The organism is Streptomyces sp. NBC_01092, assembly GCF_045039535.1.
Classification (GTDB): Bacteria; Actinomycetota; Actinomycetes; order Streptomycetales; family Streptomycetaceae; genus Streptomyces.
Map to the genome: position 1 here is coordinate 5551332 of NZ_CP108659.1, position 21497 is coordinate 5572828.

Genomic DNA, 21497 nt, shown 5'->3' on the forward strand with positions numbered 1-21497 from the left:
CTTACTTTTTTTCATCCCCGTACCGCAGGGCAGTACCCTGAAGGGCATGGCGGGTGAGCAGAGTCACGACGTGGCAACGTGCAAACAGGTCGACGAGGGGATCAGCCGCGTCTTTCAGCTGCTCGGAAAGCGCTGGACCGGCCCGATCGTGTCCGTCCTGACCTCGGGTCCCGCGTATTTCGTCGCCCTGCGCCGGGCCGTCCCCGGCATCAGCGAGCGCATGCTCTCCGACCGGCTCACCGAACTCGCCACGGCGGGACTGGTGGTGCGCGAGGTCTATGAAGGGCCGCCGCTGCGGGTGATGTACCGGCTGACGGAGGCGGGGGCCGCGCTGGAGCCCGCGCTGAAGGAGCTGGGCGGGTGGGCGAAGCAGTACCTGCCGGACGGGGAGCGGCCGGAGGGCTGCTGAGGGTCGTTGTTGTTCGGGCGGGGCGCCCGCATGTCGCGTCGGGGTTGTTGGGGCGGGGCGCCTGCATGTCGCGTCGGGGTTGTTCGGACGGGCCGCCCGCTGTCACGTCGGCTGCCTGCTGACTCCATCCGGGTTTTCCACAACCGCGGAGTTGTCCACAGGGTCTGACGAGTTCCGGCCACCGGTTGTAACGTCGGCACGAGTTGATGTTCGTGCGTGAGCGGGGGAGGCGGTCGGGATGACCGAGGTCGGTGCCGAGGCTGTGGCGGCGGAGGCGGAGGCCGCCGTGGTGGCGTCGGAGTCCGGGGCGCGCCCCGCGTCGCGTCGGCTCCCCCGTGTGCAGGGGTTCGCCGAGTGGCCCGGCGGTGGGTCGCCGAAGGAGGAGGGCAAGGCGCTGCGCAGGCGGGTGCCGCGCGCTGAGCACGCGGTGTTCGATCTGGACGCCTCCCGCCCCGGCGCGGTGGCCGCCGTCGAGGAGTCCAACCTGGGCCGGATCCCCGAGCTCACCCCGATAAGGGTCGGCCGGATGGCGGCGACACCCTTCGCGTTCCTGCGCGGCTCGGCGGGGCTCATGGCCTACGACCTCGCCCGCACCCCCATGACCCGGATCCGCGCCCAGATCTGCGGCGACGCGCACGCGGCGAACTTCGGCCTGTACGCCGACGCCCGCGGCGGCCTGGTCATCGATCTGAACGACTTCGACGAGACGCTGTACGGCCCCTGGGAGTGGGACCTCAAGCGGCTCGCCACCTCGCTCGTGCTCGCGGGGCGGGAGGCGGGCGCCGACGAGGACAAGTGCCGCAAGGCGGCGCACGACACCGTCGGTTCCTACCGTCGCACCATGCGGCTGCTGGCCAAGCTCCCGGTGCTGGACGCGTGGAACGCGATCGCGGACGAGGAGCTGGTCTCCCACACCGACGCCCATGACCTGCTCGGCACGCTGGAGCGGGTCGCGGAGAAGGCGCGGGCCAACACCAGCGGGCGCTTCGCCGCCAAGTCGACGGCACCGACCGAGGACGGCGGCCGCAGCTTCGTCGACGCGCCGCCGGTGCTGCGCCGGGTGCCGGACGAGGAGGCGGCGGCGGTGGCGGCGTCGCTGGAGGGTTACGTCACGACCCTCTCCGAGGACCGCCACCCGCTCCTCTCCCGGCACGCGGTGCACGACGTGGCGTTCCGCGTGGTGGGCACCGGCAGCGTGGGCACCCGCTCCTACGTGGTCCTGCTCCTGGACCACCGTGGCGAGTCGCTGGTCCTCCAGGTCAAGGAGACCCGCCCCTCGGCCCTGGTCCCCCACCTGGTGACCGCCGGCTTCGAGGCGCCGGACGCGGACCACGAGGGCCGGCGCGTGGTCCTCGGCCAGAAGCGCATGCAGGTCGTCAGCGACATCCTGCTGGGCTGGACGACGGTCGACGGACTCCCGTTCCAGGTGCGCCAGTTCCGCAACCGCAAGGGCAGTGTCGACCCGGCCGCGCTGGCCGCCGACCAGATAGACGACTACGCCCGCATGACCGGTGCCCTCCTGGCCCGCGCCCACTCCCACAGCGTCGACCCCCGCCTGATCTCCGGCTACTGCGGCAAGAACGAGGAGCTGGACGAGGCGATCGCCGCGTTCGCCGTCACCTACGCCGACCGCACGGAGGCGGACCACGCCGAGCTCGTGGCGGCGGTGCGGGCGGGGCGGATCGAGGCGGAGATGGGGGTGTGACGGACGCCTCCCCCGAGGGAGCGGCCGGTGGACGGGCCCGTGTCGTCGGCCCGGTGCCCGCGGTGGCGTCGGTCATCGAGGGGCCGGGCCCGGTGTGGCCTACGCTGGGCGGGTGATGACGCCGGAAGCTGAGCAGTCCCAGGCCGAGCCCGCTGGTGCGGGGGCGCCGGATGGTGCCGAGGAGCCCGTCGGTGGAGCTGAGCAGGGTGGTGAGGCACGGGTGACGGCCGAGGACGACGAGGGTCGCCCCTCCTCCGGCGAAGCCGAGAGCTCGCGGGAGGAGCGGCCCGAGGCGCGGTTGGAGCGGGCCGTGCGGGCCGCCGAGCAGGCGTTGATCGAGTACGAGATCGCGGTGGAGACCTTCCGCGTCGAGGTGGACAACTTCTCCCGGCTGCACCACCAGAAGCTGGGCCCGATGTACACCCGCCTCGACGAGCTGGACGCCCGGATCGCCGAGGCCGTCGCCGCCCGCACCGGCGACCCCGAGGACATCCGCAAGGCCGACGAGGCCCGCGCCCGGGTGATGCCGATGCCCGCCGTGGAGGAGCTGTTCCACGGCTGGATGGACGGCGACGGGCTGTTCCCCGAGGCCGCGGCGATGCTCACGGACCAGCCGGTACGGCCCCCGCAGCGGGTGCGCCCCAGCGACGAGGCCCGCAAGCTCTATCGCGAGCTGGCCCGCAAGGCCCACCCCGACCTCGCCCAGGAAGAGGCCGAGCGGGCCCGGCGCGAGGAGTTCATCACCCGTGTCAACGCCGCCTACGCCCGTGGTGACGAGGCGCTGCTGCGGGAGCTGGCCGAGGAGTGGGCCGCGGGACCGGTGCTCAAGGAGCAGGGCCCGACTCCCAGCGAGGAGCTCTACGCCCGCCTCGAATGGCTCGCCCGGCGCAAGGAGATGCTCACCCTGGTCGCGAAGGACCTGGAGGAGAGCGCGATCGGCGGGATGCTCCGCATCGCCCCCGACGACCCCGACCGCCTCCTCGACGAGATCGCCGACCAGCTCCTGGCCCAGGTCGCGCAGCGCGAAGCGGAGCTGGCCGCACTGCTCGGCTAGCGGGTCGAGAACATCCCGGAAGGGGTGCGGGGCCTGAACGCCTCCGCACCCGTCAGGTAGCGTCAGTGGCATGCATTTCGGATCAGGCGTACCCACCGTCGAGGTCACCGACCTCAAGGACGACGACTTCCTCCTCGACGTCCGCGAGGCCGACGAATGGCAGGCCGGTCACGCCGAGGGCGCCCTGCACATCCCCATCAGCGATTTCGTGGCCCGCTACGGCGAGCTGACCGAGGCCACCCCGCAGGACGCCCGCGTCCATGTGATCTGCCGCTCCGGCGGCCGCTCGGCGCAGGTCGCGATGTACCTCGTCCAGCAGGGCATCGACGCCGTGAACGTCGACGGCGGCATGCAGGTGTGGGCGGCGGTCGGACGTCCTGTGGTGAACGACGAGGGGCAGCCGGGCTTCGTCCTGTAAGGGCACCCGGCATCCGCGGGTCAGCCCAGCGGGTGCGCGGCCAGCAGGTCCCCCAGAGCCTCCTCGTGAGCCGCAGCCGGGCCGAGCGCCAGCTCCAGGTGCTTGGCCCAGGCGTGGTACCGGTGCAGCGGATAGTCGACGTCGGCTCCGAAGCCGCCGTGCAGATGCTGGGCCGTCTGCACGATCCGCCGTACGCCCTCCGAGGCCCAGATCTTGGCCACGGCCACGTCCCCGGCGGCGGGCAGCGCACCCGAGGCGCCCGAGGCGATCCGCCACGCGGCCTGCCACAGCGCGACCTCCATCGCGCGCAGGTCGATGTAGCGGTCGGCGCACTGCACCGCGACCGCCTGAAACGTGGCGATCGGATGCCCGAACTGCTCCCGCTTGCTCGCGTACTCGGACGTCATCCCCAGCACCCGCTCCCCCAGCCCGAGCGCCAGCGCGCACGTCCCCGTGGCCAGCAGCTCCCGTAGCCACTCCCATGCGCCCTCGGTGTCGATGACGTCCCGCGCCGCCGGCCGCACCGACTCCAGCCGCAGCTCCCCGAGCCGCTCCCCGCTGGTCGAGAACTGCTCGGCGAGCGAGACCCCCTCCACGTCGCGCCGCACCAGCGCGAGGATCGTCCGGTCGGCGTCGGTACGGGCCGGCACGACGACGAGATCGGCGTCGTACGCCCAGGGCACCGCGGTCTGCACCCCGTCCAGCACCCACCCGGAGCCGTCCCGCCGGGCCGTCACGGCGAGCTCGGCCGGGTCGTGGCCGGTGCGGCCGTGCGCGGCGACCGTCAGCACGACCTCGCCGCGTCCCGCGCGCGCCAGCAGCTCCGCCTTCAGCTCCGGGGCGCCGTAAGCCTGGACGGCCGCCGTCGCCGCGCTGCTCTCCAGCAGCGGGACCCGGGCGAGGACCTTCGCCGACTCGCGCAGCACCAGGCACAGTGCGACGGCGTCGAGGCCCGCGCCGCCGTACTCGTCCGCGAGCAGCAGGCTCAGCAGGTCGGCGTCCGCGAGCCGGCTCCACAGCGGGCGGTCGAAGGTGTCGGCGACGGCGCCCGGGGTGAGCGCGGGCGAGGGCACGGCGTCCGGCGCGACCCCGGCGAACACCCCGCGCGCCGCCTCGGCCGCCGCCTGCTGCTCCTCGGTGAAGGTGAAGTCCACGATCCCTGCCCTTCCACACGCACGGCGATCTGACGGTGCGTCAAGATAGAACAGGTTCTAGAAGAAGGGAATGCTCCCGTCACGACCCCCGTACGGTCCGTCTCGGCCCCCGTAAGGTGTGGGCAACGGCCGCCCGACAGGGGCTGTGCCCGGCGGGTGTGCCTGAGTACCGTTCCCGTGCGAGTGCTGAGGCAGGACGAACCGGAATCGGGAAACGGGGCAGGATGGACGCGTACGACGCAGGCTCGGCCGCCCGGCACGGGCCGGACGAGGAGCCGCCCCCCGTGCCGCAGCCCGCCCCGCCCGCCGACGCGCACCTCATCGCCCCGCCGCCCGACGAACCCGAACCGGAACCCCGTACCGGCGTGGCCGCCCTCTCCCTGCGGTACCAGATCTGCGCCGCGCTCGCGGTCGCGGTCGTGGCGATCGCCGTATGCGTCCACATCGGGATGGTCTTTCTGCACGTCGCCCCGCCGAACACGGTCACCAAGAAGCACGGCCAGGCGATCGACGACTGGATATACCCGGAGTTCGAGCAGAACTGGAAGCTGTTCGCCCCCAACCCGCTCCAGCAGAACATCGCGGTGCAGGTCAGGGCCCAGGTCGCCACGGCCGGGGGCGGAGCGCGCACGACCGGCTGGTACGACCTGTCGGCCCAGGACGGCCGGGCCATCGACGGCAATCTGCTGCCCAGCCACACCCAGCAGAACGAGCTGCGCCGGGCCTGGGACTTCTTCGTCGCCACGCACGACGCCGAGAACCGTCCCGTGGGACTGCGGGGCGCCCTGTCCGAGACCTATCTGCGGCGCATAGTGGAGCTGCGGCTCGACCGCGCGGGCGCGGCCGGCGAGGGCGGCGTCGTCGAACGCGTCCAGGTCCGCTCCCGCACCACGAATGTGCCGCCGCCGAAGTGGAGCGACGAACAGATCTCGAACAAGCCGAGCCTCCGCGTGCTGCCCTGGTGGTCGGTCCCGGAGGACCAGGCCGCCGCCGACGCGGCCGGGACCGGCACGGGAGGCGCGCGGTGAACCGCTTCGCCCTCGCCGTCTCCACGGCTATCGCCCGCGTCACGGTGACCGCCCTCGGCCCCTACCAGACGGCCGTCATCCGCATCGGCTTCACCGCGACCTGGCTGCTGTTCCTGCTGCGCGAGTTTCCGCACCGCCAGGAGCTGTACGGCCCGGACGGGCCCTGGGACATCGACCTCGCCCAGCAGCTGATCGGGACGAACGGCTCCTTCACCGCGCTGATCTGGTCCGGCGGCGGGATCTGGTTCGAGACGGTCTACGTCTTCGCCGGCCTGACCAGCGTGCTGCTGCTGCTCGGCTGGCGCACCCGCACGATGTCCGTGCTGTTCATGGTCGGCGTGCTCTCGCTGCAGAACCGCTCCATCTTCATGGGCGACGGCGGCGACAACGTCCTGCACCTGATGTGTGTCTACCTCGTGTTCACGCGCTGCGGTCAGGTCTGGTCGCTGGACGGGCGCCGGGCGCGACGGGAGCGGGCGGCACGCGCGCGTGGCGAGCGGGTGGCGCCGGACCGGGTGGGCCCGGCCCTGTGGGGCGTGCTCGGGTTCGCGCTGGTCGCGGTGACCGCGGCGGGCCGTCTCGACGGCGACGTCACCGTGCCGGTGATCCTGTGGGGCGTCTGGCTGGCCCTGGCCGTGTGGTGGATCGTGGACCGCCGCGCCCGGACCGCCCAGCCGCGCGTCCTGCTGGACGTCATCGGCAACGTCGTGCACAACGGCGCCCTGCTGGTGATCATGGCCGAGGCGTGCCTGATCTACGCGACCGCCGGCTGGTACAAGATCCAGGGTTCACGCTGGCAGGACGGCACCGCCGTCTACTACCCGCTGCACCTCGATTACTTCTCGCCCTGGCCCGCGCTCGCCGACGTGCTGTCCTCCAGCGGCACGATGGTGATGCTCATCACCTACGGCACGGTCATCGTGCAGGTCGCCTTCCCGTTCACGCTGTTCAACCGGCGGGTCAAGAACGTCCTGCTCGCCGCGATGATCACCGAGCACGCCGTGATCGCGATCGTCCTCGGGCTGCCCTTCTTCTCGCTGGCGATGATCGCGGCGGACGCGGTCTTCCTGCCGACGTCGTTCCTGCGCCGCCTGGGCGACCGGGCGGCACGCACGCGTGCCCGGCTGGCCGGTCTGGTGCGGCGCGACGACGACCCGATGAAGCCCCCGGCACCGCGCACCCCCGAGAACCCCGAGCACGCGCACGTAGGCTCTTCGGCATGACCGTGACCTCCTGGAACCGGCTCGCCGCGACCGCAGTCCTGCTCGACGGCTTCCACGCCCTCAAGCACGCCGTGCGCTTCGGAGCCGAGGTCCCGGTCGCGGTGGCCGTGGACCGGGAAGCCGCGCTGGCCCTCGCCGACGAGCTGGCGCCGGACGTACGGGACGCCCTGGACGCGCTCCTGGCCGAGGTCCCGGAGTCGACGTACACGTCCCTGGTGCCGCGCCCGCACCCCACCGCGGTGGCCGCCCTGGCCGTACGGCCGCCGCGCGCCGCCAACCTCGAAACGCTGGCGCACACCCCCCGCACCGCCCCGGTCGTGGTCCTCGACAACCCACGCAACCTCGGCAACGCGGGCGCCGTGATCCGCCTGGCCGCCGGGTTCGGCGCGACCGGAGTGGTCACCACCGGCACACTGGACCCCTGGCATCCGACGGCCGTACGCGGCGGGGCGGGCCTGCACTTCGCGACGGTCGTGGAGCGGCTGACGGTGGCCGAGCTGCCCCCCGGCCCCCTGTTCGCCCTCGACCCGGAGGGCGACGACATCCGGGGCGTGAAGCTCCCGGACGACGCCGTCCTCGCTTTCGGTTCGGAGCGCAGTGGACTGTCGGCCGAACTACGCGCGCGCACCGACCACTTGCTGTCCCTGCCGATGCGCCCCCAGGTCTCCAGCTACAACTTGGCGACGAGCGTGGCGATGACGCTGTACCACTGGAGTCTCACCGGGGGCGCTTTGCGGGCCTAGTTCCTAGGCCTCCCGACGCACCTCGACAACCCGGAACCGGTTCGCCACGAACGCCCCGTCGCACAGCGCCGAGTTGGCCGCCGGGTTGCCGCCCGACCCATGGAAGTCCGAGAACGCGGCCGTCTGATTCACGTACACCCCACCCGTGAGGTTCAGCGACAGCTGCGCCGCCTCCTCCAGGCAGACCTCCTGAATCGCAGCCTCGACCTCGCCGTCGGTGGTGTACGCCCCGACCGTCATCGCGCCCTTCTCCCGCACGGTTCGCCGCAGCAGCTCCGCCGCGTCGGCGGCCGAGTCCATCGCTACGGCGAACGACACCGGCCCGAAGCACTCGCTCATGTACGCGGCCTCGTCGTCCGGCTTGGCCCCGTCCAGCTTCACGATCACCGGCGTACGGACCACCGCGTCCGGGAACTCGGGGTTCGCGATCTCCCGTGAGGCGAGGGCGACTTCGCCCAGCCCGGCCGCGGCCTCCAGCCGTGCCTTGACGTCGGGGTTGACGATCGCGCCGAGCAGCGCGTTCGCGCGGGCGTCGTCGCCGAGGAGGCCGTCGACCGCGCGGGCGAGGTCGGCGACGACCTCGTCGAAGGTCTTGGGCCCCTCATCGGTGCGGATGCCGTCGCGGGGGACGAGCAGGTTCTGCGGGGTGGTGCACATCTGGCCGCTGTACAGGGACAGCGAGAAGGCCAGGTTGGACAGCATCCCCTTGTAGTTGTCGGTGGAGTCGACGATCACCGTGTTGACGCCGGCCTTCTCCGTGTAGACCTGCGCCTGGCGGGCGTTGGCCTCCAGCCAGTCACCGAAGGCGGTCGAGCCGGTGTAGTCGATGATCCGGATCTCCGGGCGGGTGGCCAGGGTCTTGGCGATGCCCTCGCCGGGGCGCTCGGCGGCCAGCGCGACCAGGTTCGCGTCGAAGCCCGCCTCGGTGAGGACCTGGCGCGCGACCTGCACGGTGAGCGCGAGCGGCAGCACCGCGCGCGGGTGGGGCTTGACCAGGACCGCGTTGCCGGTGGCGAGGGAGGCGAACAGGCCCGGGTAGCCGTTCCAGGTCGGGAAGGTGTTGCAGCCGATGACCATCGCGATGCCGCGCGGGACCGGCGTGAACTGCTTGTTCAGCGCGAGCGGGTCGCGCTTGCCCTGCGGCTTGGTCCACTCCGCGGTGTCGGGGGTGCGGACCTGCTCGACATACGCGTAGGCCACCGCCTCCAGGCCGCGGTCCTGCGCGTGCGGGCCGCCCGCCTGGAACGCCATCATGAAGGCCTGGCCGGACGTGTGCATGACGGCATGGGCGAACTCGTGCGTCCGGTCGCTGATCCGCTTGAGGATCTCCACACACACCACCGCGCGCATCTCCGCGCCCGCGTCGCGCCACGCGCGCTGTCCGGACTTCATGGCCGGCAGGAGCGTGTCGATGTCCGCGTGCGGGTACTCCACGCCCAGCTCGATGCCGTACGGCGACGTCTCGCCTGCCACCCAGCCGTCGGTGCCGGGCTGGCCGAGGTCGAGACGGGCGCCCAGGAGGGCGTCGAAAGCGGCCTTGCCCGCTGCCGCGTCCAGGCTGCCCGCCTCGCCGTAGGCCTTGGGGTGCTCGGGGTGCGGGGACCAGTACGCGCGGGTGCGGATGGCCTCCAGCGCCTGGTCGAGGGTGGGCCGGTGCTTGGCGATCAGCTCGTGGGCGGTCAGTTCGGCGGCCATGCGGGACCAACTCCTCGTTTCCAGAGCTCTCCGTCGAGCTCATGACCTGGGCACAAACATGGGCAGGAACAGCCAGACAGAGTTAGAGTAACCGAACGATCGGTCGGTTCAAGGGGGTCCGCCGCATCTGTGGAAAACCCCGTGCGGGAGGATCGCGCACATGACAGCACTCGACCTCAGCAGCCCCGTGGCCGTCGTCGGCACCGGCACGATGGGCCAGGGCATCGCCCAGGTCGCGTTGGTCGCCGGCCATTGCGTACGGCTGTACGACGCCGCGCCCGGGCGGGCCCAGGACGCGGCCGACGCGATCGGCGCGCGTCTCGACCGGCTCGTGGCGAAGGACCGGCTCGCCGCCGCCGACCGCGACGCGGCCCGCGCGCGGCTGCTGCCCGCCGAGACCCTCGCCGAGCTCGCGGACTGCGCCCTGGTCGTCGAGGCCGTCCTGGAGCGCCTCGACGTCAAACAGGAGCTGCTGCGCGAGCTGGAGGGCATCGTCGGCGAGGACTGCCTGCTCGCCACCAACACCTCCTCCCTGTCCGTCACGGCCATCGGCGGCGCCCTGGCCAACCCCGGCCGCTTCGTGGGCCTGCACTTCTTCAACCCCGCGCCGCTGCTGCCGCTGGTCGAGGTCGTCTCCGGGTTCGCCACCGACGTCACGTCGGCCACGCGCGCGTACGAGATGGCACGCGCCTGGGGCAAGACGCCGGTCGCCTGCGCCGACACCCCCGGCTTCATCGTCAACCGCATCGCCCGGCCCTTCTACGCCGAGGCCTTCGCGGTCTACGAGGCGCAAGGAGGGGACCCGGCCACCATCGACGCGGTGCTGCGCGAGTGCGGCGGCTTCAAGATGGGCGCCTTCGAGCTCACCGACCTCATCGGGCAGGACGTCAACGAGTCCGTCACGCAGTCCGTGTGGCAGGCCTTCTTCAACGACGTGCGCTTCACGCCCTCGCTCGCCCAGCGCCGCCTGGTCGAGTCGGGCCGGCTGGGCCGCAAGAGCGGGCACGGCTGGTACGACTACGCCGAGGACGCCGAGCGGGACGAGCCGCACACCGCGGACAAGCAGCCGCAGCCCTCCTACGTCGTCGCCGAGGGCGACCTGGGCCCCGCCTCCGAGCTGCTCACCCTGATCCGCGAGGCGGGCATCCCGGTGCGCGAGGAGGAAGAGGACCACGGCACCCGCCTGGTGCTGCCCAGCGGGGGCCAGCTGGCGCTCGCCGACGGACAGACGTCGGTGGAGTTCCGGGACGTCGTCTACTTCGACCTCGCCCTCGACTACCGCCGCGCCACCCGGATCGCCCTGTCCGCCTCCCAGGACACCTCGCAGCAGACCCTCACCGAGGCGATCGGCCTCTTCCAGGCGCTCGGCAAGGACGTCAGCGTCCTCGGCGACGTCCCCGGCATGATCGTCGCCCGCACGGTCGCCCGGATCGTCGACTTGGCGCACGACGCCGTCGCCAAGGGCGTGGCCACCGAGGAGGACATCGACACCGCGATGCGGCTCGGCGTGAACTACCCTATGGGGCCGTTCGAATGGAGCCGCAGGCTCGGCCGCGGCTGGGCGTACGACGTCCTGGAGGAACTGCACGTCCGCGAGCCCTCCGGCCGCTACGCGCCCTCCCTCGCGCTGTACCGCCACGCGTACGCCTCCGACAAGCGGGAGGGCAGCACCTCATGACCACCGCCAAGCGCGACACGTACACCCCGGAGACGCTGCTCTCGGTCGCCGTGCAGGTCTTCAACGACCGTGGCTACGACGGCACCTCCATGGAGCACCTGTCCAGGGCGGCCGGAATCTCCAAGTCGTCGATCTACCACCACGTCACGGGCAAGGAGGAGCTGCTGCGCCGCGCCGTCAGCCGCGCCCTCGACGGGCTCTTCGGCATCCTCGACGAGGAGCACGCACGCGTGGGGCACGCCGCCGACCGCCTGGAGTACGTCGTGCGGCGCATGGTCGAGGTGCTCATAGCCGACCTGCCCTACGTGACGCTGCTGCTGCGCGTACGCGGCAACACCGGCACCGAGCGCTGGGCCCTGGAGCGGCGCCGCGACTTCGACCACCAGGTCGCCGCACTGCTCAAGGCGGCCGCCGCCGACGGCGAGGTCCGTGCCGACGTGGAGGTGCGCCTGGCGACCCGGCTCGTCTTCGGCATGGTCAACTCGATCGTGGAGTGGTACCGCCCGGACGGCCGGGGCATGAACGAACGCGAGGTCGCCGAGACCGTGGTGCGGCTGGTCTTCGGGGGCCTGCGCCAGGCCGGCTGACCGCCACGGTGCCCGGGTTGCCGATCCTCGTGTGGGAGTACGTCTTCCTCGGGTGCTTCCGCTGCTGTTGGTGATGCTGATGGCCGTGGTGATGGCCTCGGGCTGAGGAACGGCGCGGACGATCAGCCCTGCGGCTCCAGGTCCTCCTCCTCGAACACCAGCAGCGTGCGGCTGCTGAGCACCTCGGGGATCGACTGGAGGCGGGTGAGGACCAGTTCGCGCAGGGCGCGGTTGTCGGGGGTGTGCACCAGGAGCAGGACGTCGAAGTCGCCGCCGACCAGGGCGATGTGGGAGGCGCCGGGGAGCTGGCGGAGCTGTTCGCGGACCGTGCGCCAGGAGTTCTGGACGATCTTCAGGGTGATGTACGCGGACGTGCCCTGGCCTGCGCGTTCGTGGTTGACGCGGGCGCCGAATCCACGGATGACACCGTCCTCGATGAGGCGGTTGATGCGGGCGTAGGCGTTGGCGCGCGAGACATGGACCCGCTCGGCCACGGACCGTATCGACGCGCGGCCGTCCGTCTGGAGCATCTGGAGGATGTCCTGATCGATGGCGTCGAGCGGACGGGCCGGCGGCAGGAGGACGCCGTCTTCCGGGCTTTCGGCCATTTGTTCAGGCGCCATGTCCCCCCACCTTCCTTCCGTGGACGTACTGCGTTCATTGGAGGCTGTGGAGAACCGTTTGTCCACAGCCTGAGGGGGCCTGTAGCCAAAATGTGCCGACGACCGAACAATCGGTAGGTGAGGCGCCTCACAGGAGCTGCGCCTCCCGTAGCCACTCCCACGAGGAGGTGCCGTCATGACGGTCATGGAGCAGCGAGGCGCGTACCGGCCATCGCCGCCGCCCGCCTGGCAGCCCCGTATGGACCCCGCGCCGCTGCTGCCCGACGCCGAGCCCTACCGCGTCCTCGGCACCGAGGCCGCGGCGAAGGCCGACCCGGACCTGCTGCGACGGCTCTACGCCGAGCTGGTGCGGGGCCGCCGGTACAACACGCAGGCGACCGCGCTCACGAAGCAGGGTCGTCTCGCGGTGTACCCGTCCAGCACGGGCCAGGAGGCCTGCGAGGTCGCCGCCGCGCTCGCCCTTGAGGAGCGCGACTGGCTCTTCCCGAGCTACCGCGACACGCTCGCGGCCGTCGCACGGGGGGTGGACCCCGTCGAGGCCCTGACCCTGCTGCGCGGCGACTGGCACACCGGCTACGACCCTCACGAGCACCGCGTGGCCCCCCTGTGCACGCCGCTCGCCACCCAGCTCCCGCACGCCGTCGGCCTCGCGCACGCCGCCCGCCTCAAGGGCGACGACGTGGTCGCGCTCGCCATGGTCGGCGACGGCGGCACCAGCGAGGGCGACTTCCACGAGGCGCTGAACTTCGCCGCCGTCTGGCAGGCGCCGGTCGTCTTCCTGGTCCAGAACAACGGCTTCGCCATCTCCGTCCCGCTCGCCAAGCAGACCGCCGCCCCGTCGCTGGCCCACAAGGCCGTCGGCTACGGCATGCCCGGCCGCCTGGTCGACGGCAACGACGCGGCGGCCATGCACGAGGTGATCGGCGACGCCGTACGGCACGCCCGTGCGGGCGGCGGCCCCACCCTGATCGAGGCGATCACCTACCGCATCGACGCCCACACCAACGCCGACGACGCGACCCGCTACCGCGGCGACTCCGAGGTGGAGACCTGGCGCGGGCACGACCCGATCGCCCTCCTGGAGCACGAGCTGACCGAGCGGGGTCTGATCGACGACGCCGGCAAGCAGGCCGCGCGGGACGCCGCCGAGACGATGGCCGCCGACCTGCGCGAACGCATGAATCAGGACCCGGTGCTGGACCCGATGGACCTGTTCGACCACGTCTACGCCGAGCCCACGCAGCAACTGCGCGAACAGCGCGCCCAGCTGCAGGCGGAGCTCCACGCCGAGTCGGAAGGGTCGCACCGATGACCACCGTCGCCGTCAAGCCGGCCACCATGGCGCAGGCCCTCACGCGCGCGCTGCGCGACGCCATGGCGGAAGACCCGGCCGTCCATGTGATGGGCGAGGACGTCGGCGCCCTCGGCGGTGTCTTCCGCGTCACCGACGGGCTCGCCAAGGAGTTCGGCGAGGACCGCTGCACCGACACACCGCTGGCCGAGGCGGGCATTCTCGGCACGGCCGTCGGCATGGCCATGTACGGACTGCGCCCGGTCGTGGAGATGCAGTTCGACGCCTTCGCGTACCCGGCGTTCGAGCAGCTGATCTCGCACGTCGCGCGCATGCGCAACCGCACCCGCGGCAGGATGCCGCTCCCGATCACCATCCGCGTCCCCTACGGCGGCGGCATCGGCGGCGTCGAGCACCACAGCGACTCCTCCGAGGCGTACTACATGGCGACTCCGGGGCTCCATGTCGTCACGCCCGCGACCGTCGCCGACGCCTACGGGCTGCTGCGCGCCTCCATCGCCTCCGACGACCCGGTCGTCTTCCTGGAGCCCAAGCGTCTGTACTGGTCGAAGGACTCCTGGAACCCTGAGGACCCGCAGACCGTTGAACCGATCGGCCGCGCGGTGGTGCGGCGCTCCGGCCGGAGCGCCACGCTCATCACGTACGGACCGTCCGTGCCCGTCTGCCTCGAAGCCGCCGAGGCGGCTCGGGAGGAGGGCTGGGACCTGGAGGTCGTCGACCTGCGCTCACTGGTGCCGTTCGACGACGAGACGGTCACCGCCTCGGTACGGCGGACCGGGCGGGCAGTTGTCGTACACGAGTCGGGCGGGTTCGGCGGACCGGGAGGGGAGATCGCGGCCAGGGTCACGGAGCGCTGCTTCCACCACCTGGAGGCGCCGGTGCTGCGCGTGGCCGGGTTCGACATCCCCTATCCGCCGCCGATGGTGGAGCGTCACCACCTGCCCGGCGTGGACCGGATCCTGGACGCCGTGGGGCGTCTGCAGTGGGAGGCCGAGAGCTGATGGCACAGGTGCTGGAGTTCAAGCTCCCCGACCTCGGGGAGGGGCTCACCGGGGCGGAGATCGTCCGCTGGCTGGTGGAGATCGGTGACGTCGTCGCCGTCGACCAGCCGGTCGTCGAGGTCGAGACGGCCAAGGCGATGGTCGACATCCCCTGCCCCTACGGCGGCGTCGTCACGGCCCGCTTCGGCGAGGAGGGCACCGAGCTGCCCGTCGGGGCACCGCTGATCACCGTGGCGGTGGGGGCGCCCGCAGCCGACGGCGAGACCGAGGGCTCCGGGAACGTCCTGGTGGGCTACGGCACCTCGGAGGCACCGGCCCGGCGCAGAAGGGTACGGCCGGGGGATCCCGTGCCCGCGGCCCCGGCGGAACCGGTGTCGGCCAATGGGGCAGCGGCAGTGAAGGAGGCGCCGGAGGGACCCGTACCGGTCATCTCCCCGCTCGTGCGCCGCCTCGCCCGCGAGAACGGCCTTGACCTGCGTGAGCTGCACGGCTCGGGACCGGACGGGCTCATCCTGCGGGCCGACGTCGAGTACGCGCTGCGGGCGGCCCAGGCACACGGGCGCACCGCCCAGCCGGTGGCCGAGCCGCACCCGCGCGTGGTGGCCGCGGCCCCGTCCACCGCCGTCCCGCCCGCGCCGCAGACACCGGTCCGCTCCTCCGCCCCCGTCGGCGGCATCCGCACCCCCCTCAAGGGCGTCCGCGGCGCTGTGGCCGACAAGCTCTCCCGCAGCCGGCGCGAGATCCCGGACGCGACCTGCTGGGTGGACGCCGACGCGACGGAGCTCATGCGGGCGCGGACCGCGATGAACGCCGCGGGGGGACCGAAGATCTCCCTCCTCGCCCTGCTGGCCCGCATCTGCACCGCGGCCCTGGCCCGGTTCCCCGAGCTCAACTCCACGGTCGACATGGAGGCCAGGGAGGTCGTCCAGCTCGACCAGGTGCACCTCGGATTCGCCGCGCAGACCGCCCGGGGACTCGTCGTCCCGGTGGTGCGGGACGCGCACGCGCGGGACGCGGAGTCGCTGACCGCGGAGTTCGCCCGGCTCACCGAGGCGGGCCGCGGGGGCACCCTCACCCCCGCGGAACTGACCGGCGGGACCTTCACGTTGAACAACTACGGCGTGTTCGGCGTCGACGGCTCCACACCGATCATCAACCACCCCGAGGCCGCCATGCTCGGCGTCGGCCGCATCATCCCCAAGCCGTGGGTGCACGAGGGCGAGCTGGCGGTGCGCCAGCTCGTCGAGCTCTCGCTCACCTTCGACCACCGGGTCTGCGACGGCGGCACGGCGGGCGGCTTCCTGCGGTACGTGGCGGACTGCGTGGAACAGCCGGCGGTGCTGCTGCGCACCCTGTGACACAGCCGTCGCGGCCGGTTGCATCCGCCACGTTCCCTGTGATCGCCGAGGCACGCATACTCGGGGGATGACCGCCGAGGAACCGACGGGCGCGCAGGGCGCCGCCGATGCCGGACAGGACGTCGCGTACGACGCCGTCGTCCTCGCCGGCGGCGCCGCGCGACGGCTCGGCGGCGTGGACAAACCCGGCGTGCGCGTCGGCGGGCGTGCGCTGCTCGACCGGGTGCTCGCCGCCTGCGCCGACGCGCGCACCACCGTCGTCGTCGCCGACCCCCGACCCACCGCTCGGCCGGTGACCTGGGCGCGCGAGGACCCGCCCGGCGGCGGCCCGCCGGCCGCCCTCGACGCCGGGATCCGCCACACCACGGCCGAGTCGGTCGTCGTCCTCTCCGCCGATCTGCCGTTCCTCGACGAGGGCACGGTGCGGCGGCTGCTGGCCGCCCTGCACACCGCCGGAGCCGACGGCGCGCTGCTCACCGACGCCGACGGCCGTGACCAGCCCCTCGTCGCCGCGTACCGCGCGACCGCGCTGCGCCGCGAACTGGCCGCGCTCGCCCAGGAGCACGACGGCCTCACCGGCCTCCCCCTGCGCCGGCTGACCGGTGCGCTCGACCTCACCCGCGTCCCCGACCCCGTCGCGTCCTTCGACTGCGACACCTGGGACGACATCGCCACCGCCAGGGCACGCATCAGGGAGCATGGGCACGTGTTGGATGAATGGATTTCCGCAGTCAAGGACGAACTGGGCATCGACCTCGACGTCGACACCAAGGTGCTGCTGGACCTCGCCCGCGACGCCGCCCACGGCGTGGCGCGGCCCGCGGCCCCTCTGACCACCTTCCTCGTCGGTTATGCGGCAGCGCAGGCCAAGAGCGGCTCAGGAGGCCCCGAAGCCGTCGCCGAGGCCGCCCGCAAGGCCGCCGCGCTCGCCCTGCGCTGGGCCGACGAGGCAGCCGCCAAGTCCGACGCGGCCCCCGACGCCACGCCCGGCACCCGCCCGGACGCCGGATGACCGCCCGCGGCATCCGGGCGGACGGGGACGCCGAGGACCTCGATGTCGAGGAGGTGCTCGCCCTCGTGAACGAAGACAACGGTCACCGCACCCCCGGCGACAAGGTGCCCGCACCTCTCCCGCACACCCAGGGCGCCCGCAAGCCGGACCCCGACCACTCCGGCCGCCACCACAAGGCCACTCCCTGGCCGGAAGCCCGTGAGATCGCCGCCCACGCCGCCCGCCCCCAGAGCCTCAAGGGCACGGCCGCCCGCCGCGCTCCCGTCTCCGTAAGCCTCGACGCCGCGCTCGGCCTCACCCTGGCCGCTCCTCTCACCGCTCTCACCGACCTGCCCTCCTTCGACACCTCGGCGATGGACGGCTGGGCCGTCGCGGGCCCCGGCCCCTGGGCCGTACGGGAAGAAGGCGTCCTGGCCGGGCACGGCCGGCCCGAGCCGCTCACCGACGGCGAGGCCGTCCGTATCGCGACCGGCGCCCGTATCCCCCTGGACACCACCGCCGTCCTGCGCAGCGAGCACGGCCGCACGGACAGCAAGGGCCAGCTGCACGCCACCCGGGAGATCCAGCCCGGCCAGGACATCCGCCCGCGCGGCCAGGAGTGCCGTAACGGCGACCAGCTGCTTGCCGTCGGCACCCTCGTGACCCCGGCCGTGCTCGGCCTGGCGGCGGCCGCCGGATACGACACCGTCACCGCCGTACCCCGCCCCCGCGTCGAAGTCCTCGTCCTCGGCGACGAGTTGCTCACCGAAGGGCTCCCGCACGACGGGCTCATCCGTGATGCCCTCGGCCCGATGCTGCCGCCCTGGCTGCGCGCGCTCGGCGCCGATGTCACCGCCGTGCGCCGGCTCGGCGACGACGCCAAGGCCCTGCACAAGGCCCTCAAGAAGTCCGACGCCGACCTCATCGTCACCACCGGCGGCACCGCGGCCGGCCCCCGCGACCATGTCCACCCCACGCTGCACCGGATCGACGCGGAACTCCTGGTGGACGGCGTCAAGGTGCGGCCCGGGCACCCCATGCTGCTGGCCCGCGTCAAGGAGGACCAGCACCTCGTCGGCCTGCCCGGCAACCCCCTCGCCGCCGTCTCCGGCCTGCTCACGCTCGCCGAACCGCTGCTGCGCACCCTCGCGGCGCGCTCCGCCCCGGAGTCGTACACGCTGCCCCTGAAGGAGGCGGTGCACGGGCATCCGTACGACACCCGGCTCGTCCCCGTCGTGCTGCGCGGCGACCATGCCGTGCCGCTGCACTACCAGGGGCCGGCCATGCTGCGGGGGATGGCGGCGGCCGATGCCGTGGCCGTCGTACCGCCGGGCGGTGCGCGGGCGGGGCAGGAGACCGAACTGCTCGATCTGCCCTGGGCGTCCGCAGGCATCGAGGTGTGTTTCACGTGAAACTTCCGGGCCAGGACGCCATAGCCCGTGAGGCGGACGAGAGGGTCGCGACCTATCGGGTGAAGCTCCCGAAGAAGATCGTGGAGCATCCGTTCCGTCAGGTGGCCAAGCGAGTCATGATCGCCCTGTCGCTGCTCGTGGCGGCCGCCCTCATCGTCTACGCCGACCATGACGGCTACAACGACAACTCCGACGGTTCCGTCGATCTCCTCGACGCCTTCTACTACGCGACCGTCAGCCTCTCCACCACCGGATACGGCGACATCACCCCGGTCAGTGACGCCGCCCGGCTCACCAATATCTTCGTCATCACGCCCATGCGTGTGCTGTTTCTGATCATCCTGGTCGGCACCACCCTTGAGGTCCTCACCGAACGGACCCGGGAGGAATGGCGGCTGACCCGCTGGAGGTCCACCTTGCGTGACCACACCGTCGTCGTCGGCTTCGGCACGAAGGGGCGTTCGGCGATCCAGACCGTCTGCGCGACGGGCCTGAGGAAAGACCAGGTCATCGTCGTCGACTCAAGTTCCAAGGTGATCGAGGCGGCCGTCGCGGACGGGTACGCCGGGGTCACCGGGGACGCGACGCGCAGCGAGGTCCTGAAGCGGGCCGAGGTGCACAAGGCCCGGAAGGTCATCATCGCCACCCAGCGGGACGACACGGCCGTGCTGGTGACGCTGACGGCCCGGCAGCTCAATCGCGGCGCGAAGATCGTGGCCGCGGTCCGCGAGGAGGAGAACGCCCCGCTGCTGAAGCAGTCCGGCGCCGACGCGGTCATCACCAGCGCCAGCGCGGCCGGACGGCTGCTCGGCCTGTCCGTGCTCAGCCCCGCCGCCGGCATGGTGCTGGAGGATCTGATCCACCAGGGCAGCGGGCTCGACATCGTCGAACGGCCGGTCATAAAGGCCGAGGTGGGCAAGACCCCGCGGCAGACCGATGACCTGGTGGTCAGCGTGATCCGTGGGCACCGGGTGCTCGGATACGACGATCAGGCCGTCGGGACACTGGAGTTGACGGACCGGCTCATCACCATCGTGCGGGCGACGCCGGGCACTCAGGTCGCACCCGATACCCGGCGTCTGCAGCAGGACTGAAGCCCCCCGCTGTGCTCGTAGGCACTACTTGCGGTTGTACAGCCGCATCGTGATCGGCCCGAAGACCAGCACGAACAGGCCCGCCCAGCCCACCGACCAGGCGACCTCGGCCGCCGGCCAGTCGCCCGCCATCAACCCACGCACGGCCGAGGCCAGATGAGTGATCGGGCTGTTGTTCACGAACGCCTGGAGCCAGCCCGGCATGGTCTTCGGGTCCACGAAGACGTTGGACAGGAAGGTCAGCGGGAAGATCACCATCATGCTGACGCCCATCACCGACTTCTCGGAGCGCAGCATCAGCCCGAACATCGTCCAGATCCACGAGAACGCGAACGAGAAGGCCACCAGCAGCGCGATCCCGGCGAGCACTCCGGCCACGCCGCCGTCCGGGCGGTAGCCCAGGATGATCCCGACGGTGAGCATCACGACGGACGCGATGGTGTAGCGCAGGGCGTCGCCCAGCAGATAGCCGACCATGGTCGACGGCCGCCAGATCGGCAGCGAGCGGAACCGGTCGAAGACGCCCTTCTCGATGTCGGTGTTCACCGAGACGCCCGTGTACATCGTGATCATCACGACCGACATCACCAGGATGCCCGGCAGCAGGAACTGGATGTACTCCTTCGGGGACCCGGCCAGGGCGCCCCCGAACAGGTACGTGTACATCAGCACCATCATGATCGGGAACGCGGTGACGTCGAAGAGCTGCTCCGGCACATGCTTGATCTTCAGGATCGACCGCCAGCCGAACGTCATGGAGGCCGACCAGGCGCTCGGCCGCGGCGGGCGCTCCTTCGCGACCAGCAGCGCGGCGAGCGACTCGGCGCTGACGGGGGCGAGGTCCTTGCTCTCGGTCTGCGTCACGGTGCTCATGCCGTCACCTCGTCCTTGGTGGCATCCGTCTTGTGGGTGTCGTGTCCGGTGAGGGCGAGGAACACCTCGTCCAGGCTGGGCTGCCCCAGCGAGAAGTTGTCGACGATGACGCCGCTGCGGGCCAGCTCGGCGAGCGCGCGGCCGGCCTGTTCCGCCGCGCCCTGACCATTGGCCACCCCGGACCCGACGCGCGCGGTGAGGGCCACGGGGTCGGGCTCCAGCTTCACGTCCGCGTCCAGGACCAGCCGCAGCACCCGCTCGGCCTCGGGCCGCTGCTCCGCGTCGCGCAGCCGCAGATGGACGGACCCGGCGCCGACGGACGCCTTGAGCTCGCCCTTGGTCCCCTCGGCGATCACCTTGCCGCGGTCGATGACGGCGATCCGGGACGCCAGCTGGTCGGCCTCGTCGAGGTACTGCGTGGTCAGCAGCACGGTGGTGCCCTGGGAGACGACCGCGCGCACGATGTCCCACACCTGGTTGCGGCTGCGCGGGTCGAGGCCGGTCGTCGGCTCGTCGAGGAAGAGCAGGTCGGGGGTGTTCAGGATGGACGCGGCGATGTCGATACGGCGCCGCATGCCGCCGGAGTAGTTCTTGACCTGCTTGGCGGCCGCGTCCGTCAGCCCGAAGGCCTCCAGCAGCTGCCCGGCGCGCTCGCGCGCGGCTTGCTTGCCATGCCCGAGGAGCCGGCCCAGCAGGACCAGGTTCTCGGTGCCGGTGAGGTCCTCGTCCACGGAGGCGTACTGCCCGGTGAGGCTCACCCGGCCGCGTACGGCGTCGGCCTCGCGGACGACGTCGTGGCCGAAGACATGGGCCTCGCCGCCGTCGGGCCGTAGCAGGGTGGCGAGCATCTTCACCGTGGTGGTCTTGCCGGCGCCGTTCGGGCCGAGGACGCCGTAGACCGTGTCGGCCGGAACCGCGAGGTCCACGCCGTCGACGGCCCGTGTCTCACCGAATGTCTTCACCAGGCCGGCGGTCTCGATGGCGAGACCGGACGTCGTCTGCGTGCTCATGCTGTCGGGGTCCTTCCGGGTGGTCCTTCCACGTTCTTGGGCTACGCATGGGGAGACGTTTACGGTCGCGCAAACTCATCGGTGGCGCACGGGGATTTTCGAAGGACCCGTCCAAGGACCGAGGGAACG

20 protein-coding genes are annotated in these 21497 nt (G+C 72.0%); 15 read left to right on the plus strand and 5 right to left on the minus strand.

The genetic code is table 11. From position 1 onward, the window contains the following. Window positions 1-46: 46 nt before the first annotated feature. The 4 genes from OG254_RS25205 to OG254_RS25220 all read left to right on the plus strand — a co-directional run bounded on the left by OG254_RS25205 (window position 47) and on the right by OG254_RS25220 (window position 3586). A complete protein-coding gene (locus OG254_RS25205; protein WP_351195419.1) occupies window positions 47-409 on the plus strand; it encodes a helix-turn-helix domain-containing protein in 363 nt (120 codons plus the stop codon). A gap of 238 nt (window positions 410-647) precedes the next feature. Next, on the plus strand, window positions 648-2114 hold the full coding sequence (locus tag OG254_RS25210) for a DUF2252 domain-containing protein (protein ID WP_405585691.1): 1467 nt from the start codon (window positions 648-650) through the stop codon (window positions 2112-2114). 112 nt (window positions 2115-2226) lie between these two features. Beyond that, window positions 2227-3168 carry a hypothetical protein gene (locus OG254_RS25215; RefSeq protein ID WP_351195416.1) on the plus strand — a complete coding sequence of 314 codons (942 nt, stop codon included), beginning with the start codon at window positions 2227-2229 and terminating at the stop codon, window positions 3166-3168. A gap of 70 nt (window positions 3169-3238) precedes the next feature. After that, window positions 3239-3586: a rhodanese-like domain-containing protein gene (locus OG254_RS25220; protein ID WP_405585694.1), complete on the plus strand. Its 348-nt coding sequence runs from the start codon at window positions 3239-3241 to the stop codon at window positions 3584-3586. A 20-nt stretch (window positions 3587-3606) separates the two neighbouring features. On the opposite strand, the gene OG254_RS25225 is transcribed toward OG254_RS25220, so the two are convergent. Further along, window positions 3607-4740 carry an acyl-CoA dehydrogenase family protein gene (locus OG254_RS25225; protein ID WP_405585696.1) on the minus strand — a complete coding sequence of 378 codons (1134 nt, stop codon included), beginning with the start codon at window positions 4738-4740 and terminating at the stop codon, window positions 3607-3609. A gap of 224 nt (window positions 4741-4964) precedes the next feature. Here OG254_RS25225 and OG254_RS25230 point away from each other — a divergent pair, with 224 nt between their 5' ends. The 3 genes from OG254_RS25230 to OG254_RS25240 are packed head-to-tail and all read left to right on the plus strand — an operon-like array spanning window position 4965 to window position 7734. Next, a complete protein-coding gene (locus OG254_RS25230; RefSeq protein WP_405585699.1) occupies window positions 4965-5768 on the plus strand; it encodes a DUF5819 family protein in 804 nt (267 codons plus the stop codon). After that, the gene (locus tag OG254_RS25235; RefSeq protein ID WP_405585702.1) at window positions 5765-6991 is read left to right on the plus strand and encodes an HTTM domain-containing protein; all 1227 of its coding nucleotides are present in this window, start codon (window positions 5765-5767) and stop codon (window positions 6989-6991) included. The genes OG254_RS25230 and OG254_RS25235 overlap by 4 nt, the downstream gene beginning before the upstream one ends. Continuing rightward, a complete protein-coding gene (locus OG254_RS25240) occupies window positions 6988-7734 on the plus strand; it encodes a TrmH family RNA methyltransferase (protein ID WP_405585705.1) in 747 nt (248 codons plus the stop codon). Before OG254_RS25235 ends, OG254_RS25240 begins: the two co-directional genes overlap by 4 nt. A 3-nt stretch (window positions 7735-7737) precedes the next feature. Here OG254_RS25240 and paaN read toward each other — a convergent pair whose 3' ends face one another. Further along, window positions 7738-9429: a phenylacetic acid degradation protein PaaN gene (gene paaN / locus OG254_RS25245; protein ID WP_405585708.1), complete on the minus strand. Its 1692-nt coding sequence runs from the start codon at window positions 9427-9429 to the stop codon at window positions 7738-7740. 160 nt (window positions 9430-9589) lie between these two features. On the opposite strand from paaN, the gene OG254_RS25250 reads away from it, so the two are divergent. Together OG254_RS25250 and OG254_RS25255 are read left to right on the plus strand one after the other, a co-directional pair. Next, the gene (locus OG254_RS25250; protein WP_405585711.1) at window positions 9590-11107 is read left to right on the plus strand and encodes a 3-hydroxyacyl-CoA dehydrogenase; all 1518 of its coding nucleotides are present in this window, start codon (window positions 9590-9592) and stop codon (window positions 11105-11107) included. Then, window positions 11104-11694 carry a TetR/AcrR family transcriptional regulator gene (locus OG254_RS25255; protein WP_405585712.1) on the plus strand — a complete coding sequence of 197 codons (591 nt, stop codon included), beginning with the start codon at window positions 11104-11106 and terminating at the stop codon, window positions 11692-11694. The genes OG254_RS25250 and OG254_RS25255 overlap by 4 nt, the downstream gene beginning before the upstream one ends. Window positions 11695-11816: 122 nt before the next feature. On the opposite strand, the gene OG254_RS25260 is transcribed toward OG254_RS25255, so the two are convergent. Next, entirely contained in the window at window positions 11817-12302 is a 486-nt protein-coding gene (locus OG254_RS25260) for an Lrp/AsnC family transcriptional regulator (protein WP_405595181.1), read from the minus strand. A 190-nt stretch (window positions 12303-12492) separates the two neighbouring features. Here OG254_RS25260 and pdhA point away from each other — a divergent pair, with 190 nt between their 5' ends. The 6 genes from pdhA (at window position 12493) to OG254_RS25290 (ending at window position 19485) form a co-directional block, all read left to right on the plus strand. Next, entirely contained in the window at window positions 12493-13629 is a 1137-nt protein-coding gene (gene pdhA, locus OG254_RS25265) for a pyruvate dehydrogenase (acetyl-transferring) E1 component subunit alpha (protein WP_405585715.1), read from the plus strand. Then, window positions 13626-14630 carry an alpha-ketoacid dehydrogenase subunit beta gene (locus tag OG254_RS25270; protein ID WP_351195401.1) on the plus strand — a complete coding sequence of 335 codons (1005 nt, stop codon included), beginning with the start codon at window positions 13626-13628 and terminating at the stop codon, window positions 14628-14630. Before pdhA ends, OG254_RS25270 begins: the two co-directional genes overlap by 4 nt. Continuing rightward, the gene (locus OG254_RS25275; RefSeq protein WP_405585718.1) at window positions 14630-15988 is read left to right on the plus strand and encodes a dihydrolipoamide acetyltransferase family protein; all 1359 of its coding nucleotides are present in this window, start codon (window positions 14630-14632) and stop codon (window positions 15986-15988) included. Before OG254_RS25270 ends, OG254_RS25275 begins: the two co-directional genes overlap by 1 nt. A 67-nt stretch (window positions 15989-16055) precedes the next feature. Next, window positions 16056-17000 (plus strand): NTP transferase domain-containing protein, encoded by a 945-nt coding sequence (locus OG254_RS25280; protein ID WP_405585720.1) that lies wholly within the window; start codon window positions 16056-16058, stop codon window positions 16998-17000. Next, window positions 16997-18391 (plus strand): molybdopterin molybdotransferase MoeA, encoded by a 1395-nt coding sequence (locus OG254_RS25285; protein ID WP_405585722.1) that lies wholly within the window; start codon window positions 16997-16999, stop codon window positions 18389-18391. Before OG254_RS25280 ends, OG254_RS25285 begins: the two co-directional genes overlap by 4 nt. Further along, window positions 18388-19485 (plus strand): potassium channel family protein, encoded by a 1098-nt coding sequence (locus OG254_RS25290; RefSeq protein ID WP_405585725.1) that lies wholly within the window; start codon window positions 18388-18390, stop codon window positions 19483-19485. Before OG254_RS25285 ends, OG254_RS25290 begins: the two co-directional genes overlap by 4 nt. A gap of 24 nt (window positions 19486-19509) precedes the next feature. Here the strand turns inward: OG254_RS25290 and OG254_RS25295 are convergent, their stop codons facing one another. Both OG254_RS25295 and OG254_RS25300 read right to left on the minus strand, forming a co-directional pair. After that, window positions 19510-20358: an ABC transporter permease gene (locus OG254_RS25295; protein ID WP_405585728.1), complete on the minus strand. Its 849-nt coding sequence runs from the start codon at window positions 20356-20358 to the stop codon at window positions 19510-19512. Then, window positions 20355-21368: an ATP-binding cassette domain-containing protein gene (locus OG254_RS25300; protein WP_405585731.1), complete on the minus strand. Its 1014-nt coding sequence runs from the start codon at window positions 21366-21368 to the stop codon at window positions 20355-20357. The genes OG254_RS25295 and OG254_RS25300 overlap by 4 nt, the downstream gene beginning before the upstream one ends. Window positions 21369-21497 lie beyond the last annotated feature (129 nt).

What these genes read in the sequence shown, in the direction of transcription:
- OG254_RS25205 (WP_351195419.1), top strand. Translation starts at nt 47, where the DNA reads ATGGCGGGTGAGCAGAGTCACGACGTGGCAACGTGCAAACAGGTCGAC.
- OG254_RS25210 (WP_405585691.1), top strand. Translation starts at nt 648, where the DNA reads ATGACCGAGGTCGGTGCCGAGGCTGTGGCGGCGGAGGCGGAGGCCGCC.
- OG254_RS25220 (WP_405585694.1), top strand. Translation starts at nt 3,239, where the DNA reads ATGCATTTCGGATCAGGCGTACCCACCGTCGAGGTCACCGACCTCAAG.
- OG254_RS25230 (WP_405585699.1), top strand. Translation starts at nt 4,965, where the DNA reads ATGGACGCGTACGACGCAGGCTCGGCCGCCCGGCACGGGCCGGACGAG.
- OG254_RS25240 (WP_405585705.1), top strand. Translation starts at nt 6,988, where the DNA reads ATGACCGTGACCTCCTGGAACCGGCTCGCCGCGACCGCAGTCCTGCTC.
- paaN (WP_405585708.1), bottom strand. Translation starts at nt 9,429, where the DNA reads ATGGCCGCCGAACTGACCGCCCACGAGCTGATCGCCAAGCACCGGCCC.
- OG254_RS25250 (WP_405585711.1), top strand. Translation starts at nt 9,590, where the DNA reads ATGACAGCACTCGACCTCAGCAGCCCCGTGGCCGTCGTCGGCACCGGC.
- OG254_RS25255 (WP_405585712.1), top strand. Translation starts at nt 11,104, where the DNA reads ATGACCACCGCCAAGCGCGACACGTACACCCCGGAGACGCTGCTCTCG.
- OG254_RS25260 (WP_405595181.1), bottom strand. Translation starts at nt 12,302, where the DNA reads ATGGCCGAAAGCCCGGAAGACGGCGTCCTCCTGCCGCCGGCCCGTCCG.
- pdhA (WP_405585715.1), top strand. Translation starts at nt 12,493, where the DNA reads ATGACGGTCATGGAGCAGCGAGGCGCGTACCGGCCATCGCCGCCGCCC.
- OG254_RS25270 (WP_351195401.1), top strand. Translation starts at nt 13,626, where the DNA reads ATGACCACCGTCGCCGTCAAGCCGGCCACCATGGCGCAGGCCCTCACG.
- OG254_RS25275 (WP_405585718.1), top strand. Translation starts at nt 14,630, where the DNA reads ATGGCACAGGTGCTGGAGTTCAAGCTCCCCGACCTCGGGGAGGGGCTC.
- OG254_RS25280 (WP_405585720.1), top strand. Translation starts at nt 16,056, where the DNA reads ATGACCGCCGAGGAACCGACGGGCGCGCAGGGCGCCGCCGATGCCGGA.
- OG254_RS25285 (WP_405585722.1), top strand. Translation starts at nt 16,997, where the DNA reads ATGACCGCCCGCGGCATCCGGGCGGACGGGGACGCCGAGGACCTCGAT.
- OG254_RS25295 (WP_405585728.1), bottom strand. Translation starts at nt 20,358, where the DNA reads ATGAGCACCGTGACGCAGACCGAGAGCAAGGACCTCGCCCCCGTCAGC.
- OG254_RS25300 (WP_405585731.1), bottom strand. Translation starts at nt 21,368, where the DNA reads ATGAGCACGCAGACGACGTCCGGTCTCGCCATCGAGACCGCCGGCCTG.